Annotated in this window: 12 protein-coding genes and 1 pseudogene; 5 read left to right on the top strand and 8 right to left on the bottom strand. The window is 70.4% G+C overall.

Annotated features, from left to right (window positions below; genetic code table 11):
- Together E1283_RS15205 and E1283_RS15200 are read right to left on the bottom strand one after the other, a co-directional pair.
- Positions 1 to 263, bottom strand: a pseudogene (locus E1283_RS15205) (hypothetical protein); the annotation flags it as partial.
- A 51-nt stretch (positions 264 to 314) separates the two neighbouring features.
- Positions 315 to 2696, bottom strand: a complete 2382-nt coding sequence (locus E1283_RS15200) for a DUF6049 family protein (protein ID WP_243744856.1) — start codon at positions 2694 to 2696, stop codon at positions 315 to 317.
- A 141-nt stretch (positions 2697 to 2837) separates the two neighbouring features.
- Here E1283_RS15200 and E1283_RS15195 point away from each other — a divergent pair, with 141 nt between their 5' ends.
- Positions 2838 to 4328: a CCA tRNA nucleotidyltransferase gene (locus E1283_RS15195; RefSeq protein WP_132818569.1), complete on the top strand. Its 1491-nt coding sequence runs from the start codon at positions 2838 to 2840 to the stop codon at positions 4326 to 4328.
- On the opposite strand, the gene E1283_RS15190 is transcribed toward E1283_RS15195, so the two are convergent.
- The 3 genes from E1283_RS15190 to E1283_RS15180 form a co-directional block, all read right to left on the bottom strand.
- The gene (locus tag E1283_RS15190; RefSeq protein ID WP_132818568.1) at positions 4300 to 5625 is read right to left on the bottom strand and encodes an MFS transporter; all 1326 of its coding nucleotides are present in this window, start codon (positions 5623 to 5625) and stop codon (positions 4300 to 4302) included. The genes E1283_RS15195 and E1283_RS15190 overlap by 29 nt on opposite strands.
- 16 nt (positions 5626 to 5641) lie before the next feature.
- Complete coding sequence (locus E1283_RS15185; protein ID WP_132818567.1) at positions 5642 to 7114, bottom strand: glycosyltransferase family 87 protein; 1473 nt, start codon at positions 7112 to 7114, stop codon at positions 5642 to 5644.
- Positions 7115 to 7223: 109 nt separating this feature from the next.
- Complete coding sequence (locus tag E1283_RS15180; RefSeq protein ID WP_132818566.1) at positions 7224 to 9965, bottom strand: transglycosylase domain-containing protein; 2742 nt, start codon at positions 9963 to 9965, stop codon at positions 7224 to 7226.
- 426 nt (positions 9966 to 10391) lie between these two features.
- On the opposite strand from E1283_RS15180, the gene E1283_RS15175 reads away from it, so the two are divergent.
- Entirely contained in the window at positions 10392 to 10994 is a 603-nt protein-coding gene (locus tag E1283_RS15175; RefSeq protein WP_132818565.1) for a PadR family transcriptional regulator, read from the top strand.
- Positions 10995 to 11096: 102 nt separating this feature from the next.
- Positions 11097 to 12179, top strand: a complete 1083-nt coding sequence (locus E1283_RS15170; RefSeq protein WP_132818564.1) for an inositol-3-phosphate synthase — start codon at positions 11097 to 11099, stop codon at positions 12177 to 12179.
- Positions 12180 to 12323: 144 nt separating this feature from the next.
- Here E1283_RS15170 and E1283_RS15165 read toward each other — a convergent pair whose 3' ends face one another.
- The 3 genes from E1283_RS15165 to E1283_RS15155 all read right to left on the bottom strand — a co-directional run bounded on the left by E1283_RS15165 (position 12324) and on the right by E1283_RS15155 (position 15021).
- Positions 12324 to 13355: an alanine racemase gene (locus tag E1283_RS15165; RefSeq protein ID WP_132818563.1), complete on the bottom strand. Its 1032-nt coding sequence runs from the start codon at positions 13353 to 13355 to the stop codon at positions 12324 to 12326.
- A gap of 77 nt (positions 13356 to 13432) precedes the next feature.
- Positions 13433 to 14551 carry a lipid II:glycine glycyltransferase FemX gene (locus E1283_RS15160; RefSeq protein WP_132818562.1) on the bottom strand — a complete coding sequence of 373 codons (1119 nt, stop codon included), beginning with the start codon at positions 14549 to 14551 and terminating at the stop codon, positions 13433 to 13435.
- A 146-nt stretch (positions 14552 to 14697) separates the two neighbouring features.
- Positions 14698 to 15021, bottom strand: a complete 324-nt coding sequence (locus E1283_RS15155) for a hypothetical protein (protein ID WP_132818561.1) — start codon at positions 15019 to 15021, stop codon at positions 14698 to 14700.
- A gap of 185 nt (positions 15022 to 15206) precedes the next feature.
- On the opposite strand from E1283_RS15155, the gene rpsF reads away from it, so the two are divergent.
- Positions 15207 to 15497, top strand: a complete 291-nt coding sequence (gene rpsF, locus E1283_RS15150) for a 30S ribosomal protein S6 (protein WP_132818560.1) — start codon at positions 15207 to 15209, stop codon at positions 15495 to 15497.
- A 131-nt stretch (positions 15498 to 15628) separates the two neighbouring features.
- On the top strand, positions 15629 to 16101 hold a 473-nt coding region (locus E1283_RS15145; RefSeq protein WP_132818559.1), incomplete at its 3' end, for a single-stranded DNA-binding protein.

Genomic DNA, 16101 nt, shown 5'->3' with positions numbered 1-16101 from the left:
GGGCCGTAGGGCCCGGCCGCGGGGGGCTGCTCCCCCGCCCGCGGGTCGGGCTGCTGGCCGTACTGCTGGCCGTGGTAGCCCTCGGGCGGACGGGGCTGTGCGCCCGGCGGGTTCTGGTAGGCGGGGTCGTACCCCGCGGGGTAGCCGCCCTGGGGTGCCTGGCCGCCCTGGTGGTTCTGCTGACCCTGCGGCTCGCCCTGCCAGCCGGACGGGTCGCCGCCACCCGGCGCCTGGCCGCGCTCACGGTCGTACGGCGCTTGCATCGCTACCCCACCTCAAGGATTCACGGACCGGCCCCTCCGGCTGGCGGTGGCTCATGTGCCGGGGTCCACCTTCTCACTCCCGGCGGAGCCGCCGCTGCTGCCTGCGCCGATGTCGGCGGTGGTCTCACCCGGGGAGGCGCTCCCGGTGGTGTCGGGCCGCTCGGCCGTCGACTCGCCGTCCTGGCCGGCGCCGCCGTCGTCCTCGCCGTCACCGTCGTCGTCCTGTCGGGCCGCCGCCCGCTTGCGCTGGGTGTACATCCGGATACCGGCGAGCACCACCAACAGCAGGCCGCCCGCGATCACCATCATCACCTGGGGGGTGATCGAGGTGACGTCGACCTGGAACTGCATGGGCTCGCCATAGCGCTGGCCGTCGGCCGTGTAGAGCTGGGCGGTGAGGCTGACCGGACCGTTGGCGTTGGCGGTGGTGGAGAACTTCACGGACTGGCTGTGGCCGCTGCCGATCAGCACGGCCTGGGCTTCGCTGATCTCCAGGCCGAGCCGGCGGCTGGACTGGAGGCGTAGTTCGAGGCCCTGGACGTCCTGCACCAGGTTGTTCTGGACGGTGACGGGAATGGTGGCGCTGCGCCCGGAGAGGGTGATGTCGGCCTTGGGAATGAGGTGGACCTGCTCGGTGAGGCCGGTGATCTCGCCCAGCACCCGGCTGCGGAAGTCGGCGGCCGACTGGTGGGTGCCGCGCCAGGAGGTGGACATCTCGCGGTGGATCGCGTTGCCGAAGGGCACGGTGACGCGGTCGGGCTCGCTGAGGATCACCGTGAAGTCGTCCAGGGTGCGCTTGGTCTCCCGCATCGACTGGAAGGCGCTGGTCGGCAGCTCCTGGTCGCGCAGCTCCTGCGGGTAGGCGTCGGCCGAGGGCACCCGCTGGTTGGCCGCGGGGTCCGGCTCGGCCGCGGCGGCCTCGGAGAGGTCCATGAACCGCACCCAGCCGGCCTCGTCCCGCAGCGTGGTCAGCGCCGACGCCATGGCCTCGGCCTGGTCGGCCGTGGGCATCCGCTGCGGGGCCATCACGATGGAGCGCTCGAGGGTCGGCTCCTGCTGGTGGATGGCCAGCGTCTGGGCCAGCAGCGCCTGGCCGGCCAGCGAGGCCCGGCCGGTGCTGCTCATGTCGCCCTCGAAGAGGGTGGAGAGCCGGGCGTCGGCGACGACGGCGGTGGTGCCGCCGCCGATGGGCCGGGCGGCGGTGGTGGTGTAGGGGAGGGAGTCGCCGTTGCGCAGGCTGTCGCTGCGGGCGATGACCTGGTTCGCGCCGGCCGAGGTGGCCACCGAGACGATGTCCGGGTCGATCGCGCCGTTCACCGGCCAGGCGACCCGGTTGTTGACCCGGATCTCGGTGTTGAGCACGGTCTCGATCGTGATGGCCGCGGTGTCGGTGGCGGTCCGCAGCTGGCCGAGCGCGCCCTGGACGTCGACGCCGCGGTGGGCGAGCGAGGCCAGGTCGGGATCGGCGAAGGGCAGCGCCACCACCTCGTCGCCGGTGACCGCTTCCTGGAGCTCGGACAGGAAGGCGCGCGCCTCGTCCTGCCCGGTGCCGTTGACCAGCTCCCCGTTGTCGCCCGGCACCTGGTACTGCTCCAGCATGGCGTCGACGGAGGCCAGCAGATCGGGGTCGATGACCCAGGTGACCGGAAGATCGGCGCCCAGCGAGACCATTTCGTAGAGCCGGCCGCCGGGTGAGATCTCGTCCAGCAGGGTGTCGTCCCGGAAGACCGGCGTCTGGACGGCGTCGGAGCCGGTCTGGGCGGTCAGATGGGTGCCGGAGATCAGCGGCCACATGACGGTGAGCCCGGTCTGCGCGGCGGAGCCGTCCTGGCCGTCCGGCTGCCAGGAGAGCAGGGTTCGGCCGATCCCCAGGTTGTCGTCCCAGCGGGCGGTCTCCGTCTGCCCGATCAGCGTGACGCCCAGCTGGTAGACGCCGTCCTCCCCGAGGGCCAGCTCGGAGACGGGCACCTCCAGGGAGAAGGTGCTGGACATGCCGGGAGCGATCTCGCCGATGTCCTGGCCGTGATCCCGCACTATCAGGCCGTCGACGGCGCTGTCGAAGCCGGTGCGCGACATCGCGTCGTCGACGGCGCTGCGGTTGCCAAGCGGCACCCCCTGGCGGGCCGCCACGGAGCTGTCCACGATGGCGGAGTCGCCCTCGTTGGTGATCGTGCCGCTGATGGTGACATCGCCGTCGGCGGTGGGCAGCACCGGGTCGACGTCGGTGATGGAGACGGTGGCCGTGCGGTCGCCGGTGCCGACCTCGCCGGTCCGTTGCTGGGGGGCCTCCTGGGCCGTACTGTGCCCCATGCCGGTCAGCAGCGGAACAGCGGCGACCGTGGCGATCAGGGAGGCCAGCCGCCGGTGACGGCGCAGCCCCCTCAGCCGCCGGTTCGCACGGGTGCAGGACATCGTCTCTGCGACCTCTGCCACGCGTCAGCCCCGTTCCTCATTCGTGCCGCGTCTCCGCCAAGCCGCCCTCATGGTAACGATGATCTGCCTGCCCCCGTGCCCGCAGTGGGACGGGGACCGGAGGAGGGGCGGCGCCCGGGTGGGCACGTACCCTGTGCTGTTGTGCCGAACGACAGCAAAGAGACGTACTCCCAGCCTTCCTCGACGGAGCTCAGCCAGGTGCAGCGGCGTGCCGTGGGGGAGTTGCTGAGGGTGTCCCCCGTCGCCGACGATCTGGCCGCGCGCTTCGAACGTGCGGGGTTCTCGTTGGCGCTCGTCGGCGGATCGGTGCGCGATGCCCTGCTGGGGCGGCTCGGCAACGATCTGGACTTCACCACGGACGCCCGCCCCGAGGACGTGCTGCGCATCGTCCGGCCCTGGGCGGACGCCGTCTGGGAGGTGGGGATCGCCTTCGGCACGGTGGGCTGCCGCAAGAGCGCTCCGGCGACGGACGACGGGGAGGCGCCGCGCGACTACCAGCTGGAGATCACCACCTACCGTTCCGAGGCGTACGACCGTGACTCCCGCAAGCCCGAGGTCGTCTACGGCGATTCACTCGAAGAGGACCTGCTGCGCCGGGACTTCACCGTCAACGCGATGGCGGTCGCACTGCCCCGCAAGGAGTTCATCGATCCGCACAACGGGCTGACCGACCTCGCACGCCGCGTGCTGCGGACCCCCGGCACCCCGGAGGCGTCCTTCTCGGACGACCCGCTGCGGATGTTCCGGGCCGCGCGCTTCTCCGCCCAGCTGGACTTCACGGTGGCCGAGCCCGTCAGGGCCGCCATGACGGACATGGCGGAGCGGATCGACATCGTCTCCGCCGAGCGGATCCGCGACGAACTGAACAAGCTGCTGCTCAGCGACCACCCGCGCAAGGGCATCTCCCTGCTGGTCGAGACCGGGCTGGCCCAGCGGGTGCTGCCCGAGGTGCCGGCGCTGCGCCTGGAGCGGGACGAGCACCACCGGCACAAGGACGTCTACGAGCACAGCCTGACCGTGCTGGAGCAGGCCATCGCGCTGGAGAACGGCAAGCCGGACCTGGTGCTGCGGCTGGCGGCCCTGCTGCACGACATCGGCAAGCCCCGGACGCGACGGTTCGAGGGCGACGGCCGGGTCTCCTTCCATCACCACGAGGTGGTGGGAGCCAAGATGACCAAGCAGCGGATGACCAAGCTCAAGTACTCCAACGACATCATCAAGGACGTCTCGCGGCTGGTGGAGCTCCACCTGCGCTTCCACGGCTATGGCACCGGTGAGTGGACCGACTCGGCCGTCCGCCGCTATGTGCGCGACGCCGGCCCGCTGCTCGACCGGCTGCACAAGCTCACGCGCTCCGACTGCACCACCCGCAACAAGCGGAAGGCTCTCGCACTCTCCCGGGCCTACGACGGCCTGGAGGAGCGCATCGAACGCCTCAAGCAGCAGGAGGAGCTCGACGCCATCCGCCCGGACCTGGACGGCAACGAGATCATGAAGGTGCTCGAAATCGGCCCGGGGCCGGAGGTCGGCAAGGCCTACCGTCACCTGCTGGAGCTACGCCTGGAGCATGGGCCGCTGGGGCAGGAGGGCGCGGTGGCCGCGCTCAAGGACTGGTGGGCTGCCCAGGGCTGAGCGCCGTTTCGACTGTTTCACGTGAAACGACCGTCCTGCGCAGCCTGGAGATGATCAACGCCGTGATGGCATAGATCGCGGAGACCGTCACCAGCAGCATCGGCGACCGGCCGTCCAGCGGCAGTATCAGGGCGGCCAGGCCCGCCGAGCCGACGAAGGCGATGTTGAAGAGCATGTCGTAGAGCGAGAACACCCGCCCTCGATAGGCGTCGTCGACCGAGGACTGCACCACGGTGTCGGTCACGATCTTGGTGCTCTGGGTGACCAGGCCGAGCAGGAAGGCCGCGATCACCATCGGAGCCGGCCGGAAGGTGAGGCCGAGAGCGGGGACCAGCACGGCGGCCAGGCCGGCGCAGCCCGCGTACCAGCCGAAGCCGCCGAGGCGGGCCACGGCCCAGGGCGTGATCAGCGCGGCCACGAAGAAGCCGACAGCGGAGGATCCCACCACCAGCCCCAGCCAGGCCATCCCCTGGTCCTCGTCGCCGTTCGCCCAGGCGTAGCGGGAGAGCATCAGCACCATGACCAGCAGCGCGCCATAGCAGAACCGCATCAGGCCGACCGCGCCGAGCGACCAGGCCGCCGCGGGGCGGCCGGCCAGATGCCCGAGGCCGCCGACGAGCCCCCGCGCCGTTCCGGCGATCGCCGCGGCCAGCCCGGGCTGCGCCTGGCCGGCCGCTGGCCCCAACTGGTCGGCGCTCAGGCGGAGGGCGGCCAAGCCCGCGACGAGGTAGATGGTTCCGGCGAACGCCAGGGCCAGGGCGTCCTCGATGCCCTGGGTGCGGGCGATGAAGCCGGCCACGAAGCCGGTGCCGCCGCCGATGGTGGCGGCGATGGTGCCCGCGGTGGGTGACAGGGAATTGGCGATCACCAGCCGCTTCTCGTCCACGACCAGCGGCAGTGCCGCGGAGAGGCCGGCCAGGATGAAGCGGTTGATGGCGGTGACGGAGAGCGCGGAGAGATAGAAGAGCCAGTCGGGCACGCCGGCCAGGACCAGGGCGCAGGTGATGGCGGCGAGGGCGCCGCGCAGGAGGTTTCCGTGCAGCAGCACCTGACGCCGCCGCCAGCGGTCCAGCAGCACCCCCGCGAAGGGCCCGAGCAGTGAGTAGGGCAGCAGGAGCACGGCCATCGCCGCCGCGATGTCGGCGGACGTGGCCTGCTGCTCCGGTGAGAACACCACATAGGCGGCCAGGCCCACCTGGAAGACGCCGTCGGCGAACTGGGAGAGCAGCCGCACGGTCAACAGGCGACGGAAACCGTCGAAACGCAACAGGGTGCGGAGATCCGCGACGACTGACACCGGGTGTTCCGGTCTCTCATGTTTCACGTGAAACGTCCGCACGGGGAGCGACTCCCCAGTCGACATAGGCGGTGGCCTGCGTGGCCGGGCGCGTGGGGGCCAGGGCGAACGCGTCCGGGGCGCCGTCCAGCACGCCGCCGCCGGGGTCGTCGGAACCGTCCTGGCGCACCACGTCGTGTTCCGGCCGCAGCACGTCGCGGATCACCAGCGCGCAGAGGTAGAGCGTGCCCAGCAGGTGCGCCAGGATGGCCAGCTGGTAGCCGCCCTGGGGGAGGCCCTGGTTCCCCTCGCCGTGGACGTACGCCAGGTACATCCAGATCCCCAGGAAGTAGAGCACCTCGCAGGTCTGCCAGATCAGGAAGTCGCGCCAGCGTGGCCGGGCCAGCGCGGCGAGCGGGATCAGCCAGAGGACGTACTGCGGGGAGTAGACCTTGTTGGTGACCACGAACAGGGCCACCACCAGGAAGACCAGCTGGGCCAGCCGTGGCCGGCGTGGTGCGGTGAAGGCCAGGACGGCGATGGCGAGGCAGCCCAGCACGACCAGCGCGGCGGCGTAGAGGTTGACGGAGCCCAGGGCGACCTGGGCGCGCTGCGCGATGATCAGCCAGAACGAGCCGAAGTCGACCGGTCGGTCCGAGCTGAACGTGTAGAACTCGGCCCAGCCCCGGGGGGCCAGCACCAGCACCGGCAGGTTCACGGCCAGCCAGGCGGTCACGGCGCCCGCCGCCGTGGTACCGAACTCCCGCCAGCGCCCGGCGCGCCAGCACAGCAGCAGCAGGGGCCCGAGGAGCAGCAGGGGGTAGAACTTGGCGGCGGTGGCGAGGCCGATCAGCACGCCGGCGGCCAGCGGCCGCTCGCGGGACCAGGCCAGCAGCGCCCCGGAGACCAGGGCGACCGCCAGCAGGTCCCAGTTGATGGTGGCGGTCAGGGCCAGCGCCGGCGCCAGGGCGAACAGCAGCCCGTCCCAGGGGCGGCCGCGGTGGGTCCGGGTGACGCAGACCGCGACGACCACGGCGCAGACCATCAGCATGCCGGAGTTGACCAGCCAGTACAGCTGCTCCGGGCCGGCGTCCCCGAGGCCGTTGGGCGTGAGCCAGGCGGCGAGCTGCATGAAGAGCCCGGTGAGCACCGGGTACTCGAGGTAGTCCTTGTCCCCGGACAGTTCGAGGGGGATGCGGTCGAAGTAGGGGATGAGCCCTTCGCCGAAGCCGCGGCCGTTGTAGAGGTGCGGGATGTCCGAGTAGCAGGCGTGGGTGTACTGGTCGGTGGCCCCGAAGAGCCAGCCGCCGTTGTAACACGGGGCCTTCTGGAGGAGGCCGAGGGCGAACACCCCGATGGCCAGCAGCGCGACCACACGGACCGGCGTCCACCGGCCGCCGGCCGAGACCGCCCGGCGGCCCGCGGGCCCGCCGATCAGCTCGCTGCCGGCGGCCGCCACCTCGTCCTCGGCGGTGGGCCGCGCGGCGGCCGGCTGGTTGGGATACGCCATGGTCACATCCTGCCTCACGGTCCCCCGCCAGGGGGACAGGGCACGGTTACGCCACGGCCCCCGTGCCCTTGCGGGGCACGGGGGCCGTGGCGAGCAACAGGCCGGACGGCTAGCCGCCGCCGAAGATGCTTCCGTTGTCTCCGCTGTTTCCGTTGGTCTGGCCACCTTCGGACTGTCCGGTGTCCGCGCCGCCGTCCGCGGTTCCGCCGTTGTCGGTCGCCCCGCCGTCCGCGGTTCCGCCGCCGTCGGCCGTGCCGCCGTCCGCGGTTCCACCACTGTCGTCGTTGCAGTTCGGGTCGAACGGGCCGCAGGGCGGAGTCGGCTCCTCGGTCGGCTCGTCGGTGACCGGCGGCTCCGTGGTCGGGTCCGCGGTCGGCTCGTCCGTCTCCGGCTCGTCGGTGGTCGGGTCCGCGGTCGGCTCGTCGGTGGTCGGCTGGTCGGTCGGCTCGTCCGGCGCGCAGGTGGCGCCGCCGCCGCAGACCTCCTCGCCGAAGTCCTCCGGGGGCTCGGGGAAGTCCTCCTCTTCGCCGGTCCTGGCGGCGCTCATGAAGCCCATCCAGACGTCCAGCGGCAGCGAACCACCGTTGATCCGCTCTTCGCCGGCGGTGTTGAACATCGACATGAAGGTGCCGACGCCCACGCCGTCCTCGATCTCCTGCTCGGAGAGGTCCTCCTCGGCGTCCGGTGCGCGCCACATGCCGATGGCGGTGGAGAGCTCGGAGCTGTAGCCGACGAACCAGGCACTCTTGTTGTCGTCGGTGGTACCGGTCTTGCCGGCCACCGGGAACCCTATGTTGGCCGCGGCGTTACCGCTGCCATCCGGGTTCTGGACGACGTCCACCAGCATGTCCGTCACGGTGTCGGCCACGTCGGAGTCGAAGGCCTGGTTGCGTTCCCCCTCGTGGGTGTACAGCGTGTTGCCCGTGCTGTCGGCGACCTCGGTCACCGAGTAGGGCTCGTTCTGCTCGCCGCTGGCCGCGAAGGTGCTGTAGGCCGAGGCCATCCTGATCGGACCCGGCGTGGAGACGCCGAGGGCAAAGGTAGGCACGCTGTCGTTCGCCTCGACCAGGCTGCCGGGGAGCAGCCCGGCGCTGACCGCGGCCTCGCTCACCCGCTCCGGGCCCACGTCCATGCCGAGCTGGGCGAAGGGTGAGTTGGCCGAGACGACGGTGGCCTCCCGCAGGGTGATGTCACCGCGCTCTCGTCCCTCGAAGTTGCGCTGTTTCCACTGCACCTCCTCGCCGGTCTCCTCGTCCTCGACCATGGCGGGCTCGCCGTTGTACAGCTCGATGGGGAGGTCGTTCTCGCTGCGGTAGACGCTCTCCGGCGAGACAATTGTCCGGTCGCCGTCGGGCTGGTCCGCTGGCTCCTCCGGGTCCCGGGCGCCGTACTGGAAGGCGGCCGCGAGCACGAAGGGCTTGAAGGTGGAGCCGACCTGGACCGCTGGGCTGTTCGCGTTGTTGCTGAAGTGCTGGGTCGCGTCGACGCCGCCGTAGATCGCGCGGATCGCGCCGTCACCCGGCACCACCGCGGCCCCGCCGAACTGGATGTGCCGGTCCTCGTCGCGGGCCTCCGGGTCGAGGCGGTCGTCGCTGACGGCGGTGACGGCCTCCTCCATCTGGTCCACCATCTCCTGGTCGAAGGTGGTGGTGATGCGGTAGCCGCCACGGGCGAGCTCGTCCTTGCTGACGATGCCCTGGGCATCCAGGTAGTCGTCGGCCAGCCGGGTCAGGTAGCCGATCTGCCCATCCTGGACGATGGCCCTGCTGGGCGGGAGGATGTCGTCGATGGGGAAGCCCTCCTCCAGGATGGCCTGGAGGTCCTCGTCGCTGAGCCGGTTGCCGCGGATCTCGATCTCGTTCCGCTGACGCAGCGTCGACTCCCAGCGCTCCTCGGCCCGGGCGGCGTTGCTCTCGTTCAGCTCGCCCGTCTCGCTGTCATAGGGGTCGTAGAGGCTGGGGCCCTTGAGGAGCGAGGTGAGGAACGCGGACTGGCTGGCGTCCAGATCCCGCGCGTCGACGCCGAAGTAGGCCTGGGCCGCGGCCTGGATCCCGCAGGCGCCGCGGTTGTAGCAGGAGGTGTTGAGATAGCCCGCGAGGATCTCCTCCTTGGGGTCTTCGGCTGCCACCTTGACGGAGAGCAGCAGCTCGCGTGCCTTCCGGGCCAGGGTCTGGTCCTGCGAGAGGAACGCGTTCTTGACGTACTGCTGGGTGATGGTGGACCCGGACTGGACTTCGCCGCCACGGGCCATGTTGAGCATGGCGCGGCCGATGCCCCAGAGGTCGACGCCGGAGTCGGTCCAGAAGGACTGGTTCTCCGCGGCCACCACGGAGTCCTGCATGTCGATCGAGATGTCGTCGAGCGGCACGATCTGACGGTTCACGTTGTCCCCGCCGGAGACGGCCATCCGATCGCCGTTCGCCCAGTAGTAGACGTTGCTCTGCGCCAGGGCGATGGCGTTGGGGTCCGGCTTCGGGATCATCGCGTAGGCGATGCCTACCGCACCCATCAGCAGGATCATGAAGGAGAGCGCCGAGCCGAGCACCTGCCGCCAGGACGGCACGAAGCGCCGCCATCCCGTGTGGTTGTGCCGCGGGTAGTCGATGAAGCGCTTCTTCCGCGGCGTCTCGGGCGCCCTCCGCCGCCGGCTGCCGGCGACGGAGCCCTGCGCGGCGCGGCGCGCCTCGGCGCGGCTGCCGTACGACGGACGGGTCGGCGTCAGCTCGGCCGTGGCGTCGACGGGCGGCTCCGCCCCGCCCGGCGGCGCGGGCGGCGGGCCGGCACGGCGGCCGTTCGGTGCCGCTCCGCGGCGACCGCGCCCCGGCGGCTGCTTGCGACGGTGCTCGCTCATGGACAGCTACTCCTCGTACGGACGTGGGCAGCCTGCTACGGCAGGTCCTACTGGTGTCTTCCAGTCCCCCGATGTGCCGCTCGGCCAGGCGACCGGGCGCACTGCACCATGAGTCTGGACGCCGTTCGGCGTCGCCGGGTTCCCGGCCGCGGTGGTCTGCACGGGGCAAGACTACGCAGCCGCAAAACGCATCTTTCTTTCCTTAAGCATCAATTGGGGCGAAACGCCTTGGGAGAAGTGAAGATGTGACCCCCCTCACCGAGTCCCGACTTGCCGGCCCCCCGGGCCCGGTCTATCGTCGAGATGTATCGAACCGATACATCGGTTCAATGCATCGAGATGAGCGTCGACGACAGTAGGGTGCGTCGACACGGCACGGACAGGCAAGGCAAGGCACGACGGATGAGAGCGGAGGTGACCGCACCGGTGAGCCGGCGCTCAGGGGTCCTGGAGTTCGCCGTACTCGGCCTCCTGCGCGAGTCCCCGATGCACGGGTACGAGCTGCGCAAGCGTCTCAACACGTCGCTGGGCGTCTTCCGGGCGTTCAGCTACGGTTCCCTCTACCCCTGTCTCAAGACGCTGGTCCAGCAGGGCTGGCTGGCGGAGGAGTCCGGGCACGGCTCGGACGACCCGCGGGCCGTGCCGCTGTCCAACCGCCGGGCCAGGATCGTCTACCGGCTGACGGCCGAGGGGAAGGAGCGCTTCGAGGAGCTCCTTGCCCAGACCGGGCCCGACGCCTGGGAGGACGAGCACTTCGGCGTTCGTTTCGCCTTCTTCGGCCAGACCTCGCGGGACGTGCGGATGCGCGTGCTGGAGGGCCGCCGCAGCCGTCTCGAGGAGCGTCTCGCCAAGATGCGCGCCTCGATGGCCCGCACTCGCGAGAAGTTGGACACCTACACCCTCGAACTCCAACGCCACGGCATGGAGTCCGTGGAGCGGGAGGTCCGCTGGCTCAACGAGCTGATCGAGAGCGAGCGGGAGGAGCGCGACCGGCGCGAGCAGCGTGGCCGGGGCGAGAACCCCCAGTAGCCACCACCTCGCGGGCGTGCCCCCGACAGAGGACAACACCCCCCACCAACACCCCCGCGACGATGCGGGGTCATGTCAGAACAACCACAGGGAGCAACCGGAATGGGTTCGGTTCGCGTAGCCATCGCCGGCGTGGGCAACTGCGCCGCATCGCTGGTACAGGGCGTCGAGTACTACAAGGACGCCGCCCCGGACAGCCGGGTCCCGGGCCTGATGCACGTCACCTTCGGCGAGTACCACGTCTCGGACATCGAGTTCGTGGCCGCGTTCGACGTGGACGTCAAGAAGGTCGGCACCGACCTGGCCGACGCCATCGGCGCCAGCGAGAACAACACCATCAAGCTCTGCGACGTGCCCACCACCGGCGTGACCGTGCAGCGTGGCGAGACCCACGACGGTCTCGGCAAGTACTACCGCGAGATCGTCACCGAGTCCGACGAGGCCCCGGTCGACGTCGTCCAGGTGCTCAAGGACACCAAGGCCGACGTCCTGGTCTGCTACATGCCGGTCGGCTCCGAGGACGCCGCCAAGTACTACGCCCAGTGCGCCATCGACGCGAAGGTCGCGTTCGTCAACGCGCTGCCGGTCTTCATCGCCGGCACCAAGGAGTGGGCCGACAAGTTCACCGAGGCCGGCGTCCCGATCGTGGGCGACGACATCAAGTCCCAGGTGGGCGCCACCATCACCCACCGGGTGATGGCCAAGCTGTTCGAGGACCGGGGCGTCATCCTGGACCGCACGATGCAGCTGAACGTCGGCGGCAACATGGACTTCAAGAACATGCTGGAGCGCGACCGTCTCGAGTCCAAGAAGATCTCGAAGACCCAGGCGGTGACGTCCCAGATCCCCGACCGCGACCTCGGCGAGAAGAACGTCCACATCGGCCCCTCCGACTACGTGGCCTGGCTGGACGACCGCAAGTGGGCCTACGTCCGCCTTGAGGGCCGTGCCTTCGGCGACGTGCCGCTGAACCTGGAGTACAAGCTCGAGGTCTGGGACTCCCCCAACAGCGCCGGTGTCATCATCGACGCGCTGCGTGCGGCCAAGATCGCCAAGGACCGCGGCATCGGCGGCCCGATCCTGTCTGCCTCCTCCTACTTCATGAAGTCCCCGCCCGTGCAGTACTTCGACGACGAGGCGCGCAACAACGTGGAGAAGTTCATCCGCGGCGAGGTCGACCACTGAGGCGCACGACCCCCGTGTGAGCTACCGGACGGGCCACGGCCCGGACCGGTGCGCGCCCGAGGCCGTCGCCCGGGCGCACAACAGGACGGCAGCCCCGGACCGCGACCGGGGCTGCCGTCGTCTGTGGTGACCGCGTCACGGCGGTCAGCGGTCGACCACCCGGTCGACCTGGGTCGTGGTGTGCCGCAGGATCGCCTTCAGCTCGTCCCCGACCTTGGGCCCCTGGGCCTCGGCCGGCACGAACAGGATCGACACCTGCATGTGCGGCGGCTCCGCGAACCAGCGCTGCTTGCCGTCCCAGACGAACGGCGACAGGTTGCGGTTCACGGTGGCCAGGCCCGCCCTGGCCATCCCCTTGGCGCGCGAGGTGATCGTCTGGAGCGCCTTCGGCGCCTCCAGGCCCACGCCGTGCGAGGTGCCGCCCGCCACCACCGCCAGCCAGCCGTCCCCCGGCGCCTTCTGCTGCCGGTAGCCGAACCGGTCGCCCTTGGCCACCGGCGTCACGTCGAGCACCGCGCCCCGGTACTCCGTCGCCCCGTGGTCGCCCAGCCAGAGCCGGGTGCCGATCCGGGCCCGGAACCTGGTCTGCGGGAACTGCTGGCGCAGCCGGGCCAGTTCCTGCGACGACAGGTGGCTGACGAACATCGTGTCCAGCGGCAGCCGGGCCGCCCGCAGCCGGTCCATCCAGCCGATGACCTCCTCGACCGCGTCCGTGCCGTCCGTCCGGTCGAGCGGCAGGTGGATCGCGAAGCCCTCCAGCCGCACCTCGTCCAGCGCCGCCTGGAGCTTGCCGAGGTCACGCGGCGAGACGCCGTGGCGCTTCATGGTGCTCATCACCTCGACCACCACCCGGGAGCCCACCAGGCCGTACACCCCGTCGACCGACGAGGCGCTCCTGATCACCCGGTCGGGGAGCGGTACCGGCTCCTCGCCGCGCCGGTACGGGGTCAGCACCAGCAGGTCGCCGCTGAAGCGGTCCTTCATGGCCGCGGCCTCGTACGTCGTGCCGACCGCCAGGGTCTCCAGGCCGTGCAGCGCGACCTCCTCGGCCAGCTTGTCGTGGCCGAAGCCGTAGCCGTTGCCCTTGCAGACCGGCACCAGGTCCGGGAAGTCAGCCACCACCGACCGCTGGTGCGCCCGCCAGCGGTCCTTGTCGACGTACAGCGTGAGCGCCATGGCCGGGGAGACCCTTTCTCTGCGTTACCGCGCGAGACTGGTGCGCGGTGTGGTTCGTGGGTGCGAGATGCGAGGGGTCAGCGTCGCGACATATACATGTCGAACGCCTTGTGGAGAAGCTTGTTGAGCGGGAAGTCCCACTCGCCGAGGTACTCGGCCGCCTCACCGCCCGTACCCACCTTGAACTGGATCAGGCCGAAGAGATGGTCGGTGTCCTCGAGCGAGTCACCGATCCCCCGCAGGTCGTACACGTCAGCCCCGAGGCCGTGCGCGTCCCTGAGCATGCGCCACTGCATGGCGTTGGACGGCCGTACCTCCCGCTTGTGGTTGGCGGACGCACCGTACGAATACCACACGTGACCACCCACGATCAGCATCGTGGCGGCCGCCACCGGCTCGCCCTCGTGCTGCGCGATGTAGAGCCGCATGCGATCCGGGTCCTCGGAGTTCAGCACGCGCCACATCAGCTCGAAGTAGGACTGGGGGCGCGGGCGGAACTTGTCGCGCTCCGCCGTGATCTCGTACAACCGCTGCCAGGTGGCCAGATCCTCGTAGCCGCCGCGCACCACCTCGACGCCGGCCTTCTCGGCCTTCTTGATGTTGCGCCGCCACAGCTGGTTGAAGCCCTTCTGCACCTCTTCGAGGGAGCGGCCGCGAAGCGGGATCTGGAAGACGTAGCGCGGCTGCACGTCGCCGAAGCCCGCGCCCTCGTCCTCGCCCTGCTGCCAACCCATCCGGCGCAGCTTGTCCGAGACCTCGAAGGCCCGCGGCTCGATGAACGTCGCCGAGACGTCCCGCAGCCGCCTGACGTCCGGGTTCTGGATGCCGGCCTTGACGGCGGCCGCGTCCCAGCGGCGGATCACCACGGGGGGGCCCATCTTGACCGAGAAGGCGCCCTGCTGCTTGAGGTGGTCGAGCATGGGCTTGAGCCAGTCCTCGAGGTTCGGCGAGAACCAGTCGATCACCGGCCCCTCGGGGAGGTACGCCAGATACCGCTTGACCCGCGGCACCTGCCGATACAGCACCAGGCCGGCGCCCACCAGGCGGCCCGTCCGGTCGAACCAGCCGAGCGACTCGGAGCGCCAGGCGGACTTCACGTCGCCCCAGGCCGGCACCTGCATGTGGCTGGCCGAAGGTAGCGATCGGATGTACGCCAGATGCTGCTCGCGGCTGATGGACCTCAGGGTCAGGCTCATACGGGGCGCTCCTCCGGTCGCCGGCTGCGTCAATCGCAGGGTCGTGCCGGAAGCCTAACGGCGCCCGGGCGTTGACGTGATGCCAAGGCCGGCGTGGGGGTGCCTCCCGGGCCCGCGGGGTGCTCACCGGGGCCCGGAAGGCCCGGTCAACCGAAGACGCCGCCGAACGGCCCGCCGTGGGCGAACCCCAGATAGAGGCCGATGCCGGCGGCGCCGAGGCCGATGACCGTGACGAACCGCTGCGCGGTGGTCACCGAGATCATCTGTGCCCGGGCGCCGAGACCGACCCCGACCAGCCCGGCCCACGAGCTGATCAGGTGCATGTCCGACCAGAACGCGAAGAGCGCGGCGACCGCCCCCACCAGCAGGGTGGCGATGGCGAACCGGTTCTCCACGGGGTGTGGTCTGCCGTCGATGTTGAGTAGATGCTCCGCGTAGGCGAAGGGGCCGTGGTGCGCGGCATGTGCCATGGGACACCTCCAAGGCGCGAATGACCCGTCCTGTCCAGATTGCTCCGCGGACCGCCCCGATTTCAACCGGAAGGACTGAGACAGGTACGGTGTAGTGTCCGCCCCCTTGTGAGGCGGACCGCATCACGACCCTCCTGCCACGGAACGCCCGTGGCCGCCTGAGTCCAGAGGAGGTGGGTTTTCGCATGCGTCACTACGAGCTGATGGTGATCCTCGACCCCGATCTTGAGGAGCGCGCCGTCGCCCCCCTGATCGAGTCCTTCCTGTCCGTCGTCCGCGAGGGCAACGGCAAGGTCGAGAAGATCGACACCTGGGGCCGTCGCCGGCTGTCCTACGAGATCAACAAGAAGCCCGAGGGCATCTACTCGGTCATCGACCTGCAGGCCGAGCCCGCGGTCGTCAAGGAACTCGACCGTCAGCTGAATCTGAACGAGTCGGTCATGCGGACCAAGGTCCTGCGCCCGGCCACCCACTGATTCGAGCGCCCCGCCGGGGGCCCGGACTCCGATCCCGGTCCTGGTGGGCGAGCGGCACCGTCAGTGTCATTGTCAGAGCCATACGTAATCATCGCAGCAACAACAGTTAACCCCCGCCGAGAGGTACCCCCATGGCAGGCGAGACCGTCATCACGGTGGTCGGCAATCTGGTCGACGACCCCGAGCTGCGCTTCACTCCATCCGGTGCGGCGGTCGCGAAGTTCCGCGTCGCGTCCACGCCGCGCATCTTCGACCGGCAGACCAACGAGTGGCGGGACGGCGACGCGCTGTTCCTGACCTGCTCGGTCTGGCGCCAGGCGGCGGAGAACGTCGCCGAGTCGCTCACCAAGGGGATGCGGGTCATCGTCCAGGGCCGGCTGAAGCAGCGGACCTACGAGGACCGGGAAGGCGTGAAGCGCACGGTCATCGACCTCGAGGTCGACGAGGTCGGCCCCTCGCTCTTCCGGGCCACGGCCAAGGTCACCAGGTCCGCCGCGGGCAGCGGCGGCGGTGGTGGCGGTCGCGGCGGCCAGCAGGGTGGCGGCGGCTGGGGTGGCGGCGGCCAGCAGGGCGGCCAGGGCGGCCAGGGCGGTGGACCCGCGGG

Source organism: Streptomyces hainanensis, from assembly GCF_004348415.1.
GTDB lineage: Bacteria > Actinomycetota > Actinomycetes > Streptomycetales > Streptomycetaceae > Streptomyces > Streptomyces hainanensis.
Note: the sequence above shows the minus strand (reverse complement) of the source record. Positions and strands in the feature narration are given on the sequence as shown.